Genomic DNA, 18823 nt, shown 5'->3' on the forward strand with positions numbered 1-18823 from the left:
GCCGCCATGCCCCGCCCCCACTCACTCGGTCCTGCCACTTCCGCACTTCTGCCTGGTCTCGCGCCGGCGGTCGACGCCAGGCAGAAGTATGCCCGGGCGGCGGAACTCCCCTTCACCTCCCGGTCGTCGACGTCCCGTCCCAGGTCAGAGGTGCCGTCCGGGGCCGGGCGGTCCGGCGGCGAGCCGGTTCCGACCGTCGGAACTGCCGGTAGTTCCGCCTGTGGTTCCGCTCTCCGAACAACGGCTCGACGGCCGGTCGCGGTTCACCACCGACGGAATCACCTGCGTTTCCGCCCACCGCCGTGCCCCGGTCAGTGCTCGCCCGCCGCCAGGGCCTCGGCACGGCGCCGGGCCTCCGCGCCCTCCACGCCGCGGCCCAGCTCGCACAGCAGGTCCGCGAGCAGGCCGTGCGAACGGGCCTCCAGCACGGCGTCGCCGACGGTACGGCCGAGGGCGACCGCGAGCCGTGCCGAGGAGAGCGCGGCGTCCCGGCGGCCGAGGGCGTGCAGGGCACGGGCGCGGCTGTGGGTGGCGAGGACCGCCTCGCCACCGGCGGAGCGGGTGGCGGCGGCCCGGACCGCCTCGTCGGCGTGGGCGAGGGCCGGACCCGGGTCACCGGCCAGGACCAGGGCGTCGGCCAGGCCGGTGAGCGAGGGGACCAGCAGGTGGAGCGTGGCCGGGGCGCGGGCGGCGGCCACCAGCTCGGTGAGCATCGGCAGCGCCCGCTCGTAGCGGCCGGCCCGCAGCAGCGCGGCGGCAACCCGGCCGCGGCACCGGTGGCGCAGCACCGCGTCACCGGCCCGGTCCGCCGCGGCCACCGCGACGTCCAGGTGCTCGGCGGCGGTGCGGTGCGCCGCGCGGGCGACGTGCAGGACGGCCAGGTCGGTGCCGAGCCGGGCGACGGCCGCCTCGTCCCCGTCCGCGTGCGCGGCGCTCAGCCCGGCCTCCACGACGGCCCGCCAGTGGGCCAGGTCGTGGCCGGTGGTCTCGTAGAACAGGGCGATCCGGTGGGCGAGCTGCCAGGAACCGGTGCTCCGGCCGTACTGCTCGGCGCAGACCACGACGGCCCGCAGGGCGCTCTCCTCGCGGCGGAACCAGGCCGCCGCGCGCCCGCCGCCTCCGCCCGCCGCGCCCTCGGCCGTCCAGTCGGCGGTGACGTCCAGGTAGTGGGCGATCAGCCGGTCGAGGGCGACGAACCGTTCGTCGCAGCTGAGGTCGGCCGCCAGCCGGGCGGCGTAGCGGCGCACCAGCTCGCGCCGGGCGTAGCGGCCGGGCGTCGACTCCTCCAGCAGGTGGACGGCGTCCAGCCCGGTCAGCAGGGTGCGGGTGGTGGCGGGCGGGAGGTCGGCGAGGGCGGCGGCGGTGTCGGTGTCGATGACCGCGCCGGGGTGCAGGCCGAGCAGGGTGAACAGCCGGGCGGCGGCCGGCGCCAGCGTCCGGTACGACCGGTCCAGGGCGGTGGTGAGGCCGACCGGGCCGCGCGCGGTGCTCGTGCCGGTGCCGGAGAGGGCGGCCAACCCGGTTTCCTCGTCGGCGAGTTCCCGGACGAGGTCGCCCGGGGACCAGTCCGGTCGGGCGGCCAGCCGGGCGGCGGCCAGGCGCAGCGCGAGCGGCATGCGGTCGCAGCGCTCCGCGAGTTCGGCGAGTTCGCCGACGGCGTCCGGGCCGTCGCCGACCCGATCCGGTCCGAGGGTGCGGGCGAGCAGCGCGGCGGCGTCGTCGAAGGTCAGCGCGCCCAGCGGGAGCGGGATCCCGCCCTCGCGGACCAGCAGGTGGTGCAGGCGGCTGCGGCTGGTGACGACGGTGACGGGGGCCGGCCCGTCGTCGGCCGTGGGAGGGTCGGGCAGCAGGGGGACGAGCTGCTCGTAGCCGGCGGCGTCGTCCAGCAGCACGGCCAGCCGCCGACCGGCGACGAGTTCGCGGTAGCGGCGGGAGCGTTCGGCGGTGGAGGCGGGCAGCGCCTCCGGGGCGACACCGAGGGCGGTGAGGAACTCGCCGAGCACCTCGGCGGGTTCGCGCGGCCCGTCCGGGTCGAAGCCGCGCAGGTCCGCACGGAGCAGACCGTCCGGGAAGTGCCCGGCGCCGAGCCCCGCCGCCCAGTGCCGGACCAGGGCGGTCTTGCCGGCCCCGGCCGGGCCGGTGACCAGGATCGGGCGGCCCGCCCGGGCCGCGGGCAGGGCCTCCTCCAGTCGGGCGAGTTCGGCGCCCCGGCCGACGAAGCGGCGGTCGGGCGGTGCGGGCCGGGCGCCGAACAGCTCACCGGCGCGGCGCAGTTCGGGCCCGGGCGGGCCGGCGAGCCGGGCCACCGCCCGCTCGTACCGCTCCCGCGCCTCCGCATGCCGCCCGGCCTGCTCCAGACAGCCGACCAGCCGGGCGGTCAGCGTCTGCCGGGACGGGTGGGCGTCGGCCGCCGCCGCCAGTTCGGCGGCCGACTCACCGCCGCGGCCCGCCCGGAGCAGGCCCTCGGCCAGCCGCTCCAGGGCGCGCAGCCGCAGATCGGTGAGGTGCGGGAGCGCCCGCTCGCGCAGCAGGGCGGAGCCGCAGTCGGTGAGCGCCGGGCCGCGCCACAGGTCCAGCGCGGCACGCAGCAGCGGCAGCGCCGGATCCTCCGGGGCCCGCTCCCCCGCAACCGGGCCGTCCGGGGCGGCGGGCCCGGGCAGCAGCACCCCCGCCTCCTCGCACAGGCGCGCGAAGCGCAGCGCGTCGACCCGGTCGGGTTCGCCGGCCAGCAGGTACCCGGCGCCCCGGGTGTCCAGCGCCAGCCCCGGCCCGTCCAGCAGGTGGCGCAGCGCCGCGACGTGCCCCTGCAGGGCGGCCCGCGCGGTGGGCGGCGCCGAGCCCTCCCAGACCAGCTCGATCAGTTCCTCGGTGGCCACCGTCTGGTTCAGCCGGGCGGCGAGCGCGCACAGCAGTGCCCGTCGTTTGGGGGCCGACGGCGTCAGCGCCGTCCCGTCCTCCCGCCGTACGACCACCGGCCCGAGCAGATCGATGTGCACGCGCCCCGCTCCTCCCCTGCCCGTCAACTCCCGTCCGAGGATAGGCCCGACCTGCCCGTTCACGATCCCGCCGTCCCGTCGGGCCGACGGGACGGGACCCGCCGCACCGGGCGCTCGGCCCGGGCGCGGGGACCTGCCGCACGTGGTTCCACCATGGCCGCACGGTATCCGGCGGGTCCGACACGAAGGACCGGTCGCCGCCACGGCCTCCGGCCCCGGCACGGGCCCGCGGCCGAAACGCCCCGGCGGCCGACGCAACCGGCACCCGCCCCTCCCGCGTCCACCGGGGGCAGGGACGACGACCTGGTGCGGACCGGCGCGGTCCGCGCACTACACTGCTCCACCCCGGGGGCCACCCCGGACGTGGTGTGCGGCGAACGTGGGGGTACGTGGTGCGGATTCGGCTGCTCGGCCCGGTGGAGTTGCGGGTCGGGGCGGACGGCTTCGCGACCTTGGCCGGGGCGCAGCGGCGTGCGGTGCTGGCCCTGCTGGCGCTCGGGCTCGGACGCGTGGTCACCGTGGACCGGTTCTGCGAGGCGCTGTGGGGCGAGCGGTCTCCGGCCAGCGCGCGGGCCGCGGTCCAGGGACACGTCGCCGCGCTGCGCAAGGTGCTCGCCGACACCCCGTTCGAGCTGCACACCCGGGCGTCGGGCTACCTGCTGACCGGACCGGCCGACGACGTGGACGCGCTGCGCTTCGAGGCGCTGACCGCCCGGGCCGCCGAGCACGCCGACACCGGCGGCCCCGGTGGCGACACCGAGGCGATCGCGCTGCTGGAGGAGGCGCAGCGACTGTGGCGCGGCGAGGCCCTGGCCGACCTGCCCGACACCCCGCTGCGCACCGCCGCCGTGGACCACCTGAAGCAGTCCCGCACCGCCGCCCTGCTCCGCTGGGCCTCGCTGCGGCTGCGCCAGGGCAGCGGTGCGGCGGCGGTCGCGGTCCTGGAACAGGACGTCCGCGCGGACGGGCTGCGCGAGGAACCGGTGGCGCTGCTGATGCGCTGCCTGCGCCAGGCCGGCCGGCCCGCCGACGCGCTGACCGCCTACCACCGGGCCCGGCAGCGGCTGGACCGCGAACTGGGGATCCGGCCCGGCCCGGCGCTGCAGGCGGCCCTCGCCGAGGTGCTCGCCGACGACCGTCCTGACGCCCTGCCCGCCGTGCCCCCGGCGCCCGGGTCCGGCGCCCGGGTTCCCCAGCAACTCCCCCGCCGGATGGTGGACTTCGTCGGACGGCAGGCCGAACTCGACCGGCTCGACCACGACTGCGGCCCGGACCGCGCCGCGGACGGCCCGGTCCTGGTGGTCGGCCCCGCCGGGGTCGGCAAGAGCGCGCTGGTCACCGCCTGGGCACACCGCTCCGCCGCCCGCTTCCCCGACGGCCGGCTCCACGCCGACCTGCACGGCCTCGACCCGGACGGCCCGGCGCGCCCCGACGCCGTCCTCGCCGACTTCCTGCACGCCCTCGGCGTTCCCGCCGACGCCGTCCCCGCCGACCGCGCCGGACGCGCCGCGCTGTTCCGCGAACGCACCGGGGGCCGCCGGCTGCTGGTGGTCCTGGACGACGCCGCCGACCCCGACCAGGTTGCCGACCTGCTGCCCGAGGGGCCCGGCTGCGCCGCGGTCGTCACCAGCCGGGGCCCGCTGGAGGACCTGGTCGCCCTCGACGGGGCCGCCCTGCTGCGCCTGGCCGCGCTGCCCGAGGAGGACGCCCTGCTGCTCCTCGAACGCGCCCTGACGCCCGAACGGGTCCGCGCCGAACCCGAGGCGGCCGCCCGCCTCGTCCGCCTCTGCGACCGGCTGCCGCTCGCCCTGCGGACCGCCGCCGCCCACCTGGCCTCCCGGCCCGACTGGACGGTCGCCGAACTCGCCGACGAACTCGCCGACGAACGGACCCGGCTGGCCGTCCTGGACGCCGACGGCGCCCACGGCATCGGCGCACAACTCCGGCTCACGCACCGCCGGCTCTCCCCGTCCGCCGCCGACCTGCTCACCGCCCTGGCCGTCCACCCCGGCGGCGAGGTGGACACCCTGGCCGCCGCGGCCCTGCTCCGCACGGACACCGCCACCGCCCACCGGGCGCTCGGCGAACTCGCCGCCCACCACCTGCTCACCGGCACCGCCCCCGGCCGCTACGGCCGCACCGACCTGGTCCGGCTGTTCGGCGCGGACCTGCTCGCCGACCTGCCCGAACCGCGCCGGCAGCTGCTCCGGGAGCGCCTGGCGGACCACTACCTCGCCGCCCTCCAGCACTGCGGCTCCTTCCTCGACCCCGGTCAGGAGGACGCCGACCCGCCCGTCCACCCGCCGCAGGCCCTCCCGTCCGCCGTCGACATCCGCACCGCGCTCGACTGGTTCCGGGCCGAGGAACCCGCCGTCCGTGCACTGGTCGACGCCCTCGCCGTCACCGACCCCGAACGCGCCTGGCGCCTCGCGCTGACCAGCGGCTCGCTCTACTACGGCGCCAGCCGCTTCACCGACTGGCTCGCCCGGACCCGCGTCGGCCAGGAGGCCGCCGAACGGTGCGGCGACCCGGTGGCGATCGCCCTGCTGCACAACTGCCGGGCCCAGGCGCTGGTCGCGCTCGAACGGCGGCACGAATCGGCCGAGGCGGCACGGAGGGCGGTGGCCGCCACCGACTCCGCCGACGGCCCGCGGGCCGCGTCCGCACGCGTCCGGGCTCTCGCCACCCTCGCCCTGGTCACCGCGATGCTCGGCGACCCCGCCGAGGCCGGGCGGCTGGCGGCCTCCGCCACCTCCCTCGCCGTGGCCTCGGGCAACCGCCGCCGGCTCGTCGACGCCAAGGTCCACCAGGGCTGGGTCAGCCTGGCGACCGGCGACCGGGACGGCGCACAACTCAGCTCCCGCGAGGCCCGCGAGCTGCTGCCGCCCGCGCCGGTCACCCAGGTCCACCTCTGGTCGATGCTGACCGAGGCGCAGGCCCTCCCGCCGACCGTCCGCGACGAGACCGCCGACCTCGCCTGGCACCGGCTGCTCGCCGCCTGCGAGGAAGCCGGCCTGCTCTACCTGCACGCGCTCGCCGAACAGTCCTACGCCGCCCACCTGCTGGCCCGCGGCCGCGAGCGGGAGGTCGGCGAGCGGCTGCGCACCGCGCTCGACCGCTTCCGCTGCCACGACCGGTCGGCCGGCTACCGCAGCGAGTTCACCACGAGCCTGGAGGAGTCGCTCGACCGCCGCTCCCCGGACCGGTCACCGGTCCGGTGATCCCGGGTCGGTGACCTGCGCCCCGGCCCCGGGCCGCCGACCCGGGGCCGGCCACCGGCCGGGCGGCACCGCGCTGTTCACCGATCGGACGTCACCAGGCCGTTCACCGGCCGGGCACCACCGGGCCGTTCACCGATCGGGCGTCACCAGGCCGTTCACCGGCCGGGCGTCACCGGGCTGCCGAGGCGGCGCCGCTCTCCGCGGCCGCCGCCGCCGACGACCGCGCGGTCGGGGCGTACCCGTGCTCCGCCGCCAGGACCGGACGCAGCGCCCGGATCGCGTAGAAGTTGCGGGACTTGACCGTCCCCGGCGGCACCCCCAGCCGGGCCGAGGCCTCCAGCACCGACCGGTCCTTCAGGTGCAGCTCGACCAGCACCTCCCGGTGGTGCTTCTGCACCCGGCGCAGCGCCAGCGAGATGTCCCGGGCGACCACGACCTGTTCGTACGGGTCCTCGGCGAGCGGGCGGTCCTCCAGCGGCTCGCCGATCACCTCCTTGGCGCGGGCGGCGGCCATCCGGTAGTGGTCGATCGCGATCCGCCGGGCGACCGTGAACAGCCAGGGCCGGCTCTGCTCCGGCCCGGCGCTCAGGGCCTCCGGGTGCTGCCAGGCGCGCAGCAGGGTCTCCTGCAGGATGTCCTCGGCCTTGCCGCGGTCGCCGCCCGTGGTCCGCAGCAGCGCACGCAGCAGGTAGCCGCCGTGCAGCCGGTGGATCTCGGCGAGCGTGTCGGGGTCGAGGGTCGGACGGGCCTCGCGGGCCGGGGCGGTGACGGCCCCCTCCACGTCCGACGGGCCCCCGGAGGGCTTGGCGACGGGCGTGGGCTGGGCGGCGGACGGCTTCGACACGCGCTACCTCTCAGATCGGGCAGGGGACACGGCGCGGGCAGGGCACCGTTGGGCACCGGCCGGACGGCCCCGGCGGCGACTGTGAGAGCAGACTGCCGGACCCCGCCAAGTCCTCACCAACGATCCGCCAACGCCCCGGCTCACAGCCCCCGGACCGCCGCCGGAGCCACTGTCGGCGACGCCCGCCCCGCACCCCCGCGGCCCGTTCCCGTGGCGTGTTCCCGCCCCCGGACCGCAACCCGCGCCGCACCCCCCGCGGCCCGGTGACGCCGGACAGGGCCGGACGGGGCTAGTCGACGGCGAGCGCCCGCAGCAGTTCCTGCACCCCGTCCTCGCCCCGGTGCTCGATCAGCATCGCGACCCAGGTCGCCAGCCGCTCCCGCTCCGCCGCCGACCACGCCGCCGCCGACGGGTGCTCGTCCACGACCAGCGCCGAGGCCACCCCCAGCAGGCCCGGCGGCGCCGACCCCGGCCGCCACCGGCCCTGCGGCACCGCCCGCAGCGCCAGCCGCCGGGCGACCGCGATCACCTCCTCCGCCGGTGCCTCCGGCACACCCAGCCCGGTCGGCCCCGGCACACTCGGTGCGCCCGCCCGCACCAGGGCCGCGATCAGCTCGCGCGCCTCCGGACCGTCCGCATCCATCCCGTGCCCCTCCCCCGTCCCGATCACGGGACTCACACTCGTTCGACCTCGGTGGCACTCGGCGGGCGCCGGGTGCCACCGCACGACGGTACCGAGCGGTAGCCGGTCGGGTAGAGGATTTCTGCCGAACGACCGGACGGGCTACGGAGCAGCCCGGCCTCCCGGCACGACGGGGGCGCGCGCCGCGCCCTGCCCCGCTCAACGGTCCTCCCACCGGGGCCGGTTCAGGTGAACCGGAGCGGGCCCGTCAACCGTGGTCCGGACCGGGGCGCCGCCCGGGGGCGCCGGTCGGTCGGGCGCGGCAGGACCGGGAGTCCGGGGCGTGACGGGACCAGGAGTTCACGGCCGGCGGCCGGCCCCACCGCAGGTCGCACGCCGTCGCGCCCCGCGCGCAGGGGATTCACCGCACGGACGGCGCGTCGCTCACCCGAGGCCGTCGGGCCGTCCGGCCGGGACGTCCTGCGGCAGCAGCAGGCCCAGCGCGACCGGGTCCACGCCGTCGAGGCGGGCGAGGCGGCCGGCCTGCCGGGTGATCATCGCTTCCAGGGTCCGGCGGGCGAAGCGGCCGTTGCCGAAGGTGCGGTCGCGCGGGACGGCTTCGCACAGCTGTGCCAGGGCGGCGAGGGTCCCGGGGGCGCAGACGTAGCCGGCCTGTTCGGCCTGCAGCCGCACGATGGTGACGAGTTCGTCGGCGCTGTAGTGGTCGAAGGCGATCTGCCGGGGGAAGCGGGAGGCCAGGCCGGGGTTGGAGGCGAGGAAGCCCCGCATCTCCTCCTGGTAGCCGGCGACGATCACCACGACCTCGTCGCGGTGGTCCTCCATGAGCTTCATCAGGGTGTCGACGGCCTCCTGCCCGAAGTCGCCGCCGAAGTCGCCGCCGCGCGGGGTGAGGGTGTAGGCCTCGTCGATGAACAGCACGCCGCCGCGGGCGCGTTCGAAGGCGTCGCGGGTGAGCTGGGCGGTGTGGCCGATGTAGCGGCCGACCAGGTCGGCGCGGGTGACCTCGACGACCCGGCCGCCGGGCAGCACGCCCAGTTCGGCGAGCAACCGTCCGTACAGCCGGGCGACGGTGGTCTTGCCGGTGCCCGGCGGCCCGGCGAAGACCAGGTGGTGGCTGATCCTCGGAGTGGGCAGTCCGGCCTCCTCCCGGCGGCGTACCTGGGTGAGCAGGTCGACCAGATTCTCGACCTGTTCCTTCACCGCGGCGAGGCCGACCATCGAGCGCAGCTGTGCCAGCGGACCGGCCTCCCCCGCCGTGGCGCCGACGGCCGGGGCGGCCTGCTCGCCGACATCGGCCGGCAGCAGCCGGGTGAGTGCCGCGTCGTCGAACCGGTCCAGCCCGGCGAGCCGGGAGGCCTGCCGGTCGACCACGTCCTCGAAGACCGTACGGGCGGCCCGGCCGTTGCCGAAGTCGGCACCCCTGGGCATCCGTTCGAACAGCGCGGCCAGCGCCTCGCGGGTGCCGTCGGCGAGTTCGTAGCCGTGTCCGTCGGCCGTACGGTCGACGATCGTGACCAGCTCGTCCACGGCGTAGTCGGCGAACTCGACGGTCCGGCTGAACCGGGAGGCCAGGCCGGGGTTGGCGGCGAGGAACGCGCGCATCCCGGCCTCGTCCCCGGCGACGACGACCACGAGGTCGTCCCGGTGGTCCTCCATCAGCCTCACCAGGGTGTCGATCGCCTCGCGGCCGACGTCCGGCCCGGTGCCGCCGGAGTCGGCGGAGTCGGCGGACAGCGCGTACGCCTCGTCGACGAGGAGCACACCGCCGCGGGCCTTCCTGACCGCCTCGGTGGTCTTCAGGGTGGTCCCGCCGATGACCGGGGCGACCAGGTCGGCGCGGGCGACCTCGACCAGGTGGCCGCTGCGCAGCACGCCGAGTTCGGCCAGGATGGCACCGTAGAGCCGGGCGACGGTGGTCTTGCCGGTGCCGGGCGGCCCGGTGAAGACCAGGTGCCGGCTCATCGGCACGGCGGGCAGACCGGCCCGTTCCCGGCGCCGGGTCAGCTTGGTGAGGTTGACCAGGGTGGCGACCTGCTCCTTGACGCCCTCCAGCCCGACCAGGGCCTCCAGCAGGGCCTGCGGCCCGTGCGGACCCGACGGGCCGGTACCGGCGGCGTGGCCCCGGGGTCTCCCGTCGGCGGGCGCGGACCCGTCGGTGGCGGTGGCGGCCGTCCCGGGCTCGGTGGCGGCGGCCGGCGTCGGACCGTGGGCGTCCGGCGACCGGTTGTGTCCGCTGTCGAGGTTCTCGACCGCGAGCCGGTCGGTCGGCTCGGTCTGCCGCAGTCCCGCGCCCCGGTTGCCGGTGGCCAGGCAGTCGGTGAGCCGGACGGGCTCCGCGGACTCGGAGCGCAGCCCGTCCGCGGTGTTGTCGGTGAGCCGGCAGGCGGTCAGGGTGGCGCGGGAGCCGGCCATCAGGTGGAGTCCGTGGCGGCGGTTGGTCCGCAGCCGGGAGCGGGTGGCGGTCAGTTCGCCGCCGCGTTCGACGCTCGCGCCGTCGAAGGCGTTGCCGGTGGCGTCGACCTCGTGCAGGACGGCGGTGCCCCCGGTGCCGACCGAGATGCCGCAGGACCTGCCGTCACGCACCTCGCTGCCGCGGACGTGGGTGCGGGCGCCGTCGGCGATCCGCACGCCGTGCATGCCGGAGCGGAGCACGGTGGCGTCCTCGACCCGGCCGCGCCCGCCGCGCAGCACCTCGATCCCGTGGCCGCCGGCGGCGGTGACGGTGGTCCGGCGCAGCAGCGGGTCGGCGCCCTCGCGCACCACGATGCCGGTGCCCGCCGCGGAGCGGACCTCCAGCCGGTCGAAGTCGGCAGCGCTGCCGCCGGTGAGTTCGACGCCGTCGGTCTCGGCGTCGTGCACCGCCGCCCGGATCAGGACGGGGCGGGCCGACCCGCCGACGTGGATGCCGGCCCGGGCGGGGGCGGTGACCTCGAAGTCCTCGAAGGTGCCCCGGGACCCGCCCGTGATGTGCAGGCCGTGGCCGTGGGGGCGCACGGCGCGGCAGCGGCGCAGCAGCGGGTCGGTGCCGTCGGTGAGCAGGTAGCCGTGGCCGCGGACGGCGGTCACGGTGCAGTCCTCCAGCACGACCCGGGCGGCGGAGCCGACGAACACGCCCAGCGCGCTGTCGCGGATCTCGGTGCGCAACAGGCGCAGGCCGCTGCGCTCCTCCAGGGCCACGGCGGGCTTGTCGGTGGCGGAGATCTCGCAGTCCTCGACCACGCCGCCCGATTCCCCGTTGGCGCACACCCCGTTGCCCCGGGCGTCGCGCAGCACGCAGCGCCGTACGGTCGGGGCCGCCCGCTCGCCGATCACCACGGCGGAGGTGCCCAGGTGCTCGATGAGGCTGTCCTCGACGAGGCCGGCCCCGGTGGAGGTGTCGACCAGTCCGGCACCGGCCGGGTTGACCACCCGGCAGCCGTGCATGGCGAGTTCGCCCTGCCGGCGGGCGAGCACGGCGGTCCACGCGTTGCCGACGACCTCGCAGTCCCGCAGGGCGAGCCGGCCGCGCGGGACGTCCACGGCGGGCAGCTGGTCGTCCTGCCCCAGCAGCACCAAGCCGGTCAGCCGGACGGTTTCGGCGAGGACCTGGACGACCGAGCCGCGCCGCGGGCTGATCCGCACGCTGCCCCGGGCGTCCTCGGCGGCGATGCTGACCTCCTTGGTGAGCACCAGGTTCTCGTCGTACCGGCCGGGGCGGACCGAGATCACCGCGCCGCTGCCGGCGGCCTGGAGGGCTTCGCCGATCGTGCGGTAGGAGCCGGGCTCCCGCTGCTCCGCGCAGACCGTCAGCACCGGGCGCGACATGCCTGGGGTTCCCTTCGTCATGGGGCGTGGTGGTTCGTCACCGGTGACCCGGCCGGCCGGCCGGGTCACCGGACCGTCGGCCGGGTCGTCGCCCTGGCGCCCGGGTCAGGGCGTGCAGGTCGCGCGGACCGCACTGGCGGCGTGGTGGGCCCCCTTGGCCCCGCTGGTCCAGTCGACGCCGCGGCTGTGCAGGGTGAGGGCGATCGGGCCGCGGTAGGGGAACGGCCCCTTGGTCACCCAACTGCCGAGACTGGCGGTCTGGTTGATGGAGAACGAGCCGACCTGGCCGCCGCCGCTCTGCACCGTGTAGTAGCTCGGGTTGCCGCCGACCTGCTTCACGTTGCCGCTGGCCGGGATGTAGACGGCCAGGGTGCAGCTGGTGACCTTGTCCAGGGTGAAGGTCCAGACCACCGAGTTGCTCTTGTCGTCGTTCGCGTCACCGGACATCGGCATCGAGGCGTACGTGCCGTTGCAGCCGTCGCCGGTGTAGCCGCCGGAGTTGTTGCGCCAGCCCTTGTCACCGTCGTCGTACCAGCCGACGGTGCGGTACCCGCCGCAGTACGGTCCGGCGATCGCGGTGACCGGCGCGGGCTGCTTGGCGGCCGGCGGCGCCGACGTCGGGGACCCGGCCGGCGGCGGGACCGGCTGGTTGGGGGCGGGCTGGGTCGGCGCGGGCTGCTGGGGCCCGGGCTTGGCACCGCCGGCGGTGCCGCCGCCCGGGGCGGCACCCCCCGGACCGCCCGGGGCCTGGCCGGTCCCGCCCGCGGAACTCCCGCCTCCCGTCTGCGGGTTGGCCGCGCCGCCGGGCTGGGTGGCGGCGTTGGAGCCGCCGCCCCCGCCGGCGCCGTTCGGCGCCTGGGTCGGCGAGGCCGAACCGGCGTCCACCGGCGGGACGACCGCCCCTGGCTGACCGTCCGGGGCGGGGCCGCCGCCGCTGGTGCCGCCGTGCTCGTCGTACCCGGGGACGAAGCCGCTGCCGCCGTCCCCGCCGCCCTGCCCGTACCCGGGCGGCGCGTCGGCCCGGCCGGGCCCGTGCCCGGGACCGTTGCCGCCGAGCCGGGTCACCACCACCGAGGTGCCGATCAGCACCAGGCCGACGGCGACGGCGGCCGCGATCATCGGCCGGGAGACCCGGCTGGGACGGGCACCGGGGTCCGCACCGGCCTCCTCGGAAGATGCGCCGGATGCGGCGGATGCGGCGGCCGAGGTCCGGGGCGTCCCGGCGGCCGACACCCCCGGAGCGGCGGCGGCCCGGCCCCCTGCTTCGGCCTTCGGCTCCGCCTCGGGCGCGCCAAGGGTCCCGGACACGGCCCCGGACCCGGAGGCGGACCTCGGCCCGGCCCCGCCCCGCGCGGGCAACACGACGGTCGGTGCGCCCGCAGCCGCCTCCCCCGCCTCCGGGGCGGTCCCCGACTTCGGCGCGGCCCCCGACTCCGGCGCGGTTGTCGGGGCCTCCTCGGCAGCCAACGCCCAGTTCACCGAAGGGAGTCGGATGCCGGCCGGCCTCCGCCCCGACCCGCCGCGCTGTTCCTCGCCCACCATGCGTCCCCTGTGTTCGACTTCACTCCTCCAGGGAGGTACGGGCGGACCTCCCCGGCCGGTTCAGCCCGGACCGGCCGGGCGGTCCGTGCTCCGGGGCCCGGCGTCAGTGCTCGCCGGCGCCGAGGGCGTCCAGCCGGGCCCGGACGGCGTCGGCGTCGCGGTGCCGGAGGTGTTCGAGGATGGCCAGGCTCCTCGTCCAGGCGGCCGAAGCCGCCGCCGTGTCACCGAGGGCGAGGTGGGTGTCGCCGATGTGGGTGTGGATGTCGGCCTGGAGGAAGTAGTCGCCGACCTCCTGCCGCAGGCGCAGGGACTCGTGGTAGGCGGGGAGGGCGTCCCCGTACTCGCCGAGCTGGTGGTGGATGTAGCCGATGCTGTCCTGGATGGACGACTGGGCGGGGAGGTTTCCGGTGGCGCGGGCCAGGTCCAGTCCCTGCCGGCAGTGCACGAGCCCGGCGCGCGGCTCGCCCCGGTGCGTCAGGTACCAGCCGATGCTGTTGAGCGCGAGGGCCTGCCCGTTGCGGTCGCCGATCTCCCGGAACAGTTCCAGCGCCCGCCGGGACTCCGACACCGCCTCCGCGTCGTCGTGCTCCTCGCCGCGGGCGAGCGCGAGGTCGAGCCGGGTCCTGCCCTCGCCCGGCCGGTCACCGAGCGCGTCGAACAGGTCGAGGGCCAGGCCCAGTTCGTGCCGGGCCCGGGGCTGGCGGCCCTGGGAGCGGTGGACCTGGCCGAGCCAGCGGTGCGCGTGGGCCCGGCCGCGGAGGTCCCCGGACCGTTCGGCGGCGGCGAGCGCGGTCTCGCCGGCCCGCTGCCACTGCGCCCACAGCCCCGACTTGAGCAGGAAGGACACCTGTACGCCGACGAGTCGCCAGGCGTGCGCGTCGAGCCCCGCCCGGTGGGCCAGGTCGACGACCCGTTCGAGCACCGCCTGCTCCCCGCGGTACCAGGCGAGGGCCTGCGCCCGGTCGGCGAGGGCCTCGGCCTGCGCCCCGGCGGCCGGCTCACCGAGCGGCAGCGGCTGCCAGGACGCGTCGTCGGCGTAGGCCAGGCAGCCGGCCCGGTGCGCGGTGTGGAGGTAGTGGTCGAGCATCCGCAGGGTCGCCCCGGCCCGCTCCCGCGGGGGCTCGTCGGCGGCCGCCCGTTCGGCGGCGTAGGCGCGCAGCAGGTCGTGCAGGGTGTAGCGGCCGCGGTCCGGCTCGGCGATCAGGTGGGCGCGGTGCAGGTCGTCCAGCAGCCGGCGGGTCCGGGACGGCGGCAGTCCCGCGAGGCTCGCGGCCGCGGCGACCCCGATGGACGGCCCGGGGTGCAGGCCGAGCAGCCGGAACAGGCGGGCGGCCTGCGGCTTAAGGGCGCGGTAGGACCAGGAGAACACGAGCCGCACGTCGGCGTGGCCGTCGCCGGCCGACAGCAGGTCCAGGCGGGCGCGGGAGTCGCGCAGTTCGCGCGCCCAGACGCCGAGCGGGGTGCCGGGGTGCTCGGCCGCGCGCGCGGCGGCGATGTTCAGGGCGAGCGGCAGGCGGGCGCACAGCTCGATCAGTTCGTCGGTCCCCTCGGGCTGCTCCTCGACGGCCCCGGGGCCGAGGCGGCGGGCGAGCAGTTCGCGCGCCTCGGCGCGGGAGAGCACGTCGAGGGCGAGCGGGACGGCGCCCTCCAGCGCGACCAGTCCGGGCATCCGGTTCCGGCTGGTGACCATGACCAGGCAGGTGTCCGAGCCGGGCAGCAGCGGACGGACCTGCTCCGCCTCGCGGGCGTTGTCGAGGACGATCAGCGTCCGGGTGCCGGCCAGCCGGCTGCGCAGGAGCGCCAGCTGCCCGTCGGGGTCGGTGGGGATGCGCGGGGCCGGGACGCCGAGCGCGTCCAGGAAGCCGCGCGCCACGTCGGCCGGGTCCGTCGGGGCCCGGGCCGGGTCGAAGCCGCGCAGGTTGGCGAAGAGCTGCCCGTCGGGGAAGCGGTCGGCCACCCGGTGGGCGAAGTGCACGGCGAGCGTGGTCTTGCCCACGCCCGCGGTGCCGGCGATCGCCGAGATCACCACCGCGCCGCAGCCGGGGATCCGGTCGCCCAGCAGTGCGTCGAGTTCGCGGAGTTCGTCGGAGCGGCCGGTGAAGTGACGGATGGCCATGGGGAGTTGCTGCGGCACGGCCGGCCCGGCCGGCGGGTGCGGGAACGGCGGGACGGCCACCGCGTCGGGTGCGGGCGGCCGGGCGGCCGCCGGGGCGTCCGGTCCGGCCGGCTCCTCGGCGCCCACGGCGCGGGCCGCCGCCAGCCACCGGGCCCGGGTGTCCGGATCGACGCCCAGGGCCTCGGCGAGCCGGACCACCGAGGACATCCGCGGCCGCCGCCCGCCCGCCTCCAGCGCACTGATCGACCGGGCCGACACCCCCGAGCGCTCGGCGAGTTCGTCCTGGCTCCACCCCGCCGACAGGCGTCGCTCCCGCAACAGTCCGGAGAACACAGCAGCCCCCCACCCATCCCCCAGGGTCGCCCGGCCGAGCGTGCGGCCGGCCCCGCCCCGCGCCTCCGGGGCGGACCGCGAACGAGCGTAGCGGGAGCGGGCCCAAGTGTCAGGTCAACGTCAGGTCAACGTCGTGGTCGATCTGACCGACCGTCAGCAACGATGAGGCGCACGACCGGCCCACCCGAGGAGGAAGACATGAACGTCCGCACGATCGCTTCGCGCCCGACCAGGGCTCTGACCAGGACGGCCGTGGTCGCCGTCGCCCTCGCCGCGCTCGGCACGGCCGGGACGGTCGGCGCCGCGGCGGCCACGCCGGGCACCGCACCGGCCGCTGCGCCGAGCGGCGCGGCGTCGGCCCCGTCCGGCGCCGTCGTGGTCAAGGAGGTCAGGACCGCCTACGGGGTGCTCACCGTCTCCCGGTTGGACGACGCGTCCGTCGCCGGCGGCGTCTTCCGGCCCGACAGCGGCAGCTACTGCGGCGGCGCCAACCCGAGGGTCTGCTTCTCCGTCAACGGCAGCGGCTACTACGTCAGCACCATGTACAACACCACGACCTACGGGTCCGACGCCTGGGCCGACATGCAGATCAAGAACCCGTCGGGCGGCATCGTGGCGCGCGCGAGCTTCGCCGCGGGCGCGGGCACGTACACCGTGAGCTACAAGCCCTACACCTACGTCGCGGGCGGCTGGTGGTGCGGCTACAGCAACGCCAACGGCGGTGTGTACACCGGAAGCTGCGTCACCGTGACGAACTGACCCGGCGGGACGGCGGGCGGTGCCGTCCGGACACCGTTCGCCGTCCTCCCGGGCCGAACCGCAGCCGCGGCGACGGGGGTGCCGCGGCTCGCGTCCGGCACCGTCCCGCCGCCTCGGCCCGCAGTGGGCCCGCGCCGTGCAGACCGGCGCCTCAGCGCGGCATCGCCGCGAGCGCCGCGCGGGCGAGCGTCGCGGCCTCCGCCTCGCAGCCGCTCGCCGGGTGGCCCGTGCCGCCGAGGTCGACCGAGAGCACCAGGTTGCCGTCGCGGACGGCCAGGGAGCAGTTCGCCCCCCTGCCCGGCGAGTCCCAGTACGCCTGCTCGCCGATGCCGAGGCCGCTGGCGCTCCGCTTGCCGTCGGCCGAGCGCCCGAAGTCCGCACGCTGGACCTGTGTCGCGTTGTCGCTGGTCCCGGCGCTGCGGCGGAGCGTCCAGCGGACGATCGCGGACGGGTCCTGGTCCCAGGAGCGGGTGCCGGAGACGACCGACGAGCCGTACCAGTAGCACCGGGTCTCGGCGTTGGACGACTGCTCGGAGTAGTGGTCGTCGTCCTGCTTGCGCTCGGCGGCCGGGAGCGGGAGCCGCCCGGCGGCCTCCGCGCAGACCGGCGCCTTCAGGTACTTGTCGGGGACGGCAGGGCCGTTCGGGTCGCGGAGCCACAGGTACGCGCCGAGGCCGGTCGCGGCGACGGCCCCGGCGGTCGCCAGGGCGACGGCGGTGCGGCGCGACCGCCTGCGCGGGGTGCCGTCGACGGCGGCGGGCGCGTCGGCTCCGGGCCCGGTGTCCACCGCCGTGGCCAGGGCGGTCCGCCCGGGCACCGCCAGGTGGTACGAGGTCGGCTCGTCCCGCCGCGGTCGCGTCGGTGCGGCGCCCGGCAGGTCCGTGAGGAGCCCGTCCACGGCCGTCTGCTGCGCGGCGATCAGGGTGTGCACCGCGGGTGGCCACGGCCGGGCGGCGGGGGCGACCGGTCCGAGCAGTTCGAGCAGCCGGGCCGGGGTGGGGCGGGTGGCCGGGTCCTTGGCCAGGCAGGCGGCGAGCAGCGGCCCGACGGCGGCCGGGACGGCGGCGAGGTCCGGCTCGGTGTGCACGACGTTGTAGAGGGTCTGCAGGGTGGAGGCCCCGGCGAAGGGGCTGCGGCCGGTCAGGGCGAGGGCCAGCACCGAGCCGAGCGCGAACACGTCGGCCGCCGGGGTGAGCGCCCGGCCCTCGGCCTGTTCGGGCGCCATGTACGCGGGCGAGCCGATCACGCCGCCGGTGTGGGTGAGTTCGGCGTCCTCCTCGGCCGCCCGGGCGATCCCGAAGTCGATGACGCGCACGCCGTCGTCGGTGAGCAGCACGTTCTCCGGCTTGAGGTCGCGGTGGATCAGCCCGGCCCGGTGGATCTCCACCAGCGCCGTGGCCAGTCCGACGGCGAGCCGGTGCACCGCGTCCTGGGGCAGCGGGCCACCGGCCTCGACGGCGGCGCCGAGCGAGGGCCCGACCACGAACACCGAGGCGAGCCAGGGCGTCGGCGCGTCGACGTCGGCGTCCATCACGGCCGCGGTGTACGCCCCGGACACCCGGCGCGAGGCACCGGCCTCCCGCCGGAACCTGGCCCGGAAGCCCTCGTCGGCGGCGAACCGGTCGTGCACCTGCTTGACCGCCACCAGCCGCCCGTCGGGGGCGGCGCCCAGCAGCACCCGGCCCATCCCGCCGCGTCCCAGTTCGGCGAGGACCCGGTACGGCCCGACCTCGGCCGGGTCGGACGCGCGGCGCGGCGCGGCCGCATCGTCGTGCCCGTCACCGCACCACCTTCGACGTGGGGGTGGGATCGGGCCCGACCGAGCCGTGGGCGGACACGTCCTTCGCGACCTTCACGGCGCCGGCGGCGACGGACTTGGTCATCTCCTCGCACCGCCCGCGCGGATAGCCGGCGCCCTTCACCGCGACGAACACGTACAGGTTCACGTCGCGGACGTAGAGCACGCAGTTGTCCTCGTCCAGGTGGTCCTTCGGCAGCCAGAAGGCCTCTTCGGCGAAGGTGACGCCGGTGTCACGTGTCCGGCCGCCCAGGTAGAGGGCCTCGTAGTGCTGCTTCGCCCGTTCGGCGCCGGTCTTCCCGCCGGGGACGGTCGGGAAGACGTCCCAGACGATCTGGATCTGGTCGCCGGAACGCGTCTGCCAGTCGCACAGCTTCTCCGGGTGCTTCCCGTTCTCGTCCGGCGCCTCGAAGGTGCCGGGGTTGCCGCCCGGGGGCCCGAAGTCGGCGGACACCGTCACCTTGGCGGCGTCGAGGCAGCTCGGTACCACCGCCGCGTACGCGTCCCCGACCTGCGAGAGCGGGACGTTGCCCGGGGTGGGGACCGGCTCCGGGTCGAGGTCGACGACGCCCGTGGCCACCAACCCGCCCGCCACGCCGGCGAGCGCCAGCACGAACGCGCCCGCCACCAGCGCGATCCGCAACCCCCGGCGGCGCCGGGCGGGGGGCGCCTGCGGTTCGGTCGGGGCCAGGGCGGACGGCGCGGGAGCGGACGGCGCGGGGGCCGGGACGGCCGCCACCGTGGTCGCGACGGCCACCGGGCCGGCC

The 18823-nt window shown here is 77.3% G+C and carries 9 protein-coding genes and 1 pseudogene; 2 read left to right on the forward strand and 8 right to left on the reverse strand.

What is annotated here, in order from left to right; genetic code table 11:
* Positions 1-311: 311 nt before the first annotated feature.
* On the reverse strand, positions 312-2996 hold the full coding sequence (locus ACFV04_RS17475; protein WP_380529895.1) for a BTAD domain-containing putative transcriptional regulator: 2685 nt from the start codon (positions 2994-2996) through the stop codon (positions 312-314).
* Positions 2997-3385: 389 nt separating this feature from the next.
* On the opposite strand from ACFV04_RS17475, the gene ACFV04_RS17480 reads away from it, so the two are divergent.
* Positions 3386-6217 carry a BTAD domain-containing putative transcriptional regulator gene (locus ACFV04_RS17480; RefSeq protein ID WP_360268194.1) on the forward strand — a complete coding sequence of 944 codons (2832 nt, stop codon included), beginning with the start codon at positions 3386-3388 and terminating at the stop codon, positions 6215-6217.
* 169 nt (positions 6218-6386) lie between these two features.
* Here the strand turns inward: ACFV04_RS17480 and ACFV04_RS17485 are convergent, their stop codons facing one another.
* The 5 genes from ACFV04_RS17485 to ACFV04_RS17505 all read right to left on the reverse strand — a co-directional run bounded on the left by ACFV04_RS17485 (position 6387) and on the right by ACFV04_RS17505 (position 15499).
* Positions 6387-7061, reverse strand: a complete 675-nt coding sequence (locus tag ACFV04_RS17485) for a sigma-70 family RNA polymerase sigma factor (protein WP_380529897.1) — start codon at positions 7059-7061, stop codon at positions 6387-6389.
* Between the two features lie 289 nt (positions 7062-7350).
* A complete protein-coding gene (locus ACFV04_RS17490) occupies positions 7351-7704 on the reverse strand; it encodes a hypothetical protein (protein ID WP_380347992.1) in 354 nt (117 codons plus the stop codon).
* Between the two features lie 423 nt (positions 7705-8127).
* A complete protein-coding gene (locus ACFV04_RS17495) occupies positions 8128-11508 on the reverse strand; it encodes a right-handed parallel beta-helix repeat-containing protein (RefSeq protein WP_380529899.1) in 3381 nt (1126 codons plus the stop codon).
* Positions 11509-11613: 105 nt separating this feature from the next.
* The gene (locus ACFV04_RS17500) at positions 11614-12816 is read right to left on the reverse strand and encodes a hypothetical protein (RefSeq protein ID WP_380529900.1); all 1203 of its coding nucleotides are present in this window, start codon (positions 12814-12816) and stop codon (positions 11614-11616) included.
* Positions 12817-13153: 337 nt separating this feature from the next.
* Positions 13154-15499 carry an ATP-binding protein gene (locus ACFV04_RS17505; protein WP_380529902.1) on the reverse strand — a complete coding sequence of 782 codons (2346 nt, stop codon included), beginning with the start codon at positions 15497-15499 and terminating at the stop codon, positions 13154-13156.
* A gap of 198 nt (positions 15500-15697) precedes the next feature.
* Here ACFV04_RS17505 and ACFV04_RS17510 point away from each other — a divergent pair, with 198 nt between their 5' ends.
* Positions 15698-16258, forward strand: coding sequence for a hypothetical protein (locus tag ACFV04_RS17510; RefSeq protein ID WP_380529904.1), 561 nt, complete (start codon positions 15698-15700; stop codon positions 16256-16258).
* Between the two features lie 151 nt (positions 16259-16409).
* Here the strand turns inward: ACFV04_RS17510 and ACFV04_RS17515 are convergent, their stop codons facing one another.
* On the reverse strand, positions 16410-18068 hold the full coding sequence (locus ACFV04_RS17515; protein WP_380529906.1) for a serine/threonine-protein kinase: 1659 nt from the start codon (positions 18066-18068) through the stop codon (positions 16410-16412).
* Positions 18037-18823: pseudogene (locus ACFV04_RS17520) on the reverse strand (hypothetical protein); the annotation flags it as partial. The pseudogene ACFV04_RS17520 and the gene ACFV04_RS17515, both read right to left, overlap by 32 nt.

This window comes from Kitasatospora sp. NPDC059599, from assembly GCF_042735125.1.
Taxonomy (GTDB): domain Bacteria; phylum Actinomycetota; class Actinomycetes; order Streptomycetales; family Streptomycetaceae; genus Kitasatospora.